The following is a 2956-nucleotide window of genomic DNA, read 5'->3' as shown; positions in this document are numbered from 1 at the left end:
CCCCCCCTTCCGCCACAGCACTCACAGAACAGGAAGCACACTCCATGTCGCTCGACGTCTCCCCGCAGTTGCTCGCCGAAGCCGAGAACGGCGAGGTGCGGGAAGCGGACTTCGTGGAAACGGTCCGTACGTCCCTGCCGTACGCCTACGACCTGATCTCCCGGCTGGTGACCGAACTGGGCGCCGGCACCGCGGAGTTCGCCGACAACCAGACCCCGCCGCCGTCCGAGAAGGAGCGCGGTCAGCTGCTGCGGGCGCTGTCCAGCGACGCGATCAGGGGCAGCCTGGAGCGCCACTTCGGCGTCGCCCTGGCCTTCCAGAACTGCCACCGGGTCGCGGTCTTCCCGCAGGAGGCGCGCGGCGGCGAGACTTACGCCCGGTTCACGTCTCTGCGCTCCCAGATCCTCAACCAGTCACCGGAGTTCCGCGACTGCTGAGCGGGGCGGTGCGACGAGGCCGGTGCGACGAGGCGGGCGATGTCCGCCCCGGAGTACCGGCTCTCTCATACCGGCCAGTACTCCCACCTGCGATAGCGGCCAGTACCCATACCTGGGAATACCTGCTGGCACCCCTTGTCGGGCGACATCTGTACGCCGGACACGTATCCGTGCAATTGTCCCCACGCACGCCCCGAAAAAAACACAGCTGCGAACGCCGTACCCGGTCACAAGAGTGCCGGACGACGATCACACCAGGTGAATAATGGGGTCATCGGGCGTCTCAGAGCAGAGAGGGTCGCCGTGGGGACCGACAGGGACAGTGATGTCACCCGGCAGCGGTTCGACGTGGCCGATGCCGCGCCGCTGCTGCTCGACGCGTGGGGGACGGTGACGAGCTGGACCAGGGACGCCGAACGCCTCCTCGGCTATCCGGCGACGGAGGTACTGGGCCGGGGCATCGCCGAGCTCCTGGTCCCCGAGGACGCGGCCCGGCTCGCGCCCCTGGCCGAGACCTACCGGGACAAGGGCGGCTGGTGCGGGGTCCTGACCGCCCGCCACCGTGACGGCGACCGGGTCCGGCTGATGGTGCGGGCCGTACCGATGCGCGGGACCGGCGGGGCGGGGGCCGCGGCGGCCGCGGGTTTCGCGGGGGGTGTCCGGGACAGCGGTCGTTCCTCGCACTGGATCCTGCTGCTCTCCGACATGGCCGACGCTCCCGGGTGGGACATGAGCCGGGCCGTGCTGGAGAGCATGGTCGTACGGTCGCCCGTGGGGATCGCCATCGTGGACACCGACCTGCGGTTCGTGTGGTCGAACACGGCGCTGGAGTCGTACGGCGGCGGCCCCGCGCACGAGCGGATCGGGCGCCGGCTCGCCGACGTACAGCCCGGCCTCGACGCCGACCGGATCGAGGCCCAGATGCGGAAGGTCCTGACGACCGGTGAGGCCGTCGTCGACTACGAGCACGTGGGCCGGGTGCGCGCGGCCCCGCACCGCGAGACGGCGCACGCGATGTCGTTCACGCGGCTCGACGACGACCAGGGCAACTCCCTCGGCGTGTACTACACGGTCGTCGACGTCACCGAACGCCACCGCGCCCGGATGCGGCTCGCCCTCCTCGACCGGGCCGGCGAGCAGATCGGCCGCACCCTCGACGTGGCGCGTACGGCACAGGAGCTGGCGGATGTGGCGGTGCCCGCGCTCGCCGACTTCGTCGCCGTGGACCTGCTGGAGTCCGTACTGAAGGGAGCCGACCCCGGGCCCGTGCGCGGCGCCGACGCGGTGCCGCTGCGGCGCGCCGGGCAGCAGTCGGTGAACACGGGCGTGCCGGAGGCCGCCGTCAGGGTCGGCGCCCTCGCCCCGTACCTGCCGGGCACGCCCCCCGTGCGCACGCTGGTCGACGGCACCTCCTGGTGCCGGCCGCGGCTCGACCCGCTGGCCAGGGAGTGGTCCGACACCCTGCCCGGTGGCCGTGAGGCCACCTTCCTCGACCTCGGGCTGCACACCGTGATGATCGTGCCGATCCGGGCGCGGGGCATCACGCTCGGCATCACCACGTTCTTCCGGGGCCGGCGCCGCCAGGAGCCCTTCGACGAGATCGACCTGGGCCTCGCCGAGGAACTGGTCGCCCGCGCCGCCGTCTGTGTCGACAACGCGCGCCGCTACACGCGCGAACGCAGCGCGGCCCTGGTCCTCCAGCGCAGCCTCCTCCCTCGCCGGCTGCCCGAACAGGACGCCGTGGACGTGGCCGCCTGCTACCGGCCCGCCGACGAGCTGACCGGCCTCGGCGGCGACTGGTACGACGTCATCCCGCTCTCCGGCGCCCGGGTCGCCCTCGTCGTCGGCGAGGTCTCGGGGCACGGCATCAACGGCGCCGCCGCGATGGGCCGGCTGCGCACCGCCGTACGCACCCTCGCGGACCTCGATCTGCCGCCCGAGGAGGTGCTCGCCCACCTCGCCGACATGGTCGCCAAGTCGGCCCGGCAGGAGGGCGCCGATCCCGGCGCGGGCACCCTCCACACGGTCGGCGCGCGCTGTCTGTACGTCGTCCACGACCCGGTGTCGGGTACGTGCTCGATGGCCGCCGCCGGTCATGCGCCACCCGCGCTGGTCACGCCGGACGGCGCGGTGTCGTTCGCGGAGGACCTTCCGATCGGCCCGCCCCTGGGCGTGGACGGCGCCCCGTTCGAGTCCCTCACGCTGGACCTGCCACCGGGCACGCTGATCGCCCTGCACACGGACGGCCTGCTCGCGGAGGCCACGCCCGAGATGCTGTGCCGCGCACTTGTGGGGTCGGACGTGCCGGAGGTGCCAGGGCAGGCAGGCGTCCCGGACCAGGCAGGGGTGCCAGGGCAGGCAGGCGTCCCGGACCACGCGGGGGTACCGGAACAGGCGGGGGTACCGGAACAGGCGGGAGAGGTACTCCCGTCGGCGGTCGCCCGCGTCGCGGCGGCGGCCTTGCCGGGCGCGTCCGCCGCGGGCCCCTCGCAGGGCTCTCCCGCCGCGGGCTCCTCGCC

At 73.2% G+C, this 2956-nt stretch carries 2 protein-coding genes; both read left to right on the top strand.

The window, feature by feature from the left end:
* Positions 1 to 44 precede the first annotated feature (44 nt).
* Positions 45 to 437, top strand: a complete 393-nt coding sequence (locus FNH04_RS43985) for an SCO5389 family protein (RefSeq protein WP_152791837.1) — start codon at positions 45 to 47, stop codon at positions 435 to 437.
* 303 nt (positions 438 to 740) lie between these two features.
* Positions 741 to 2956: SpoIIE family protein phosphatase (locus FNH04_RS43980; protein ID WP_322725615.1), on the top strand; the 2216-nt coding region annotated here is incomplete at its 3' end.

It is taken from the genome of Streptomyces phyllanthi (assembly GCF_009377205.1).
GTDB classification, from domain to species: domain Bacteria; phylum Actinomycetota; class Actinomycetes; order Streptomycetales; family Streptomycetaceae; genus Streptomyces; species Streptomyces phyllanthi.
The sequence above is the reverse complement of the archived record's forward strand: the minus strand, read 5'-3'. Positions and strand labels throughout refer to the sequence as shown.

Excerpts from the sequence above, each read along its gene's own strand:
- FNH04_RS43985 (WP_152791837.1), top strand. The coding sequence starts at position 45 with ATGTCGCTCGACGTCTCCCCGCAGTTGCTCGCCGAAGCCGAGAACGGC.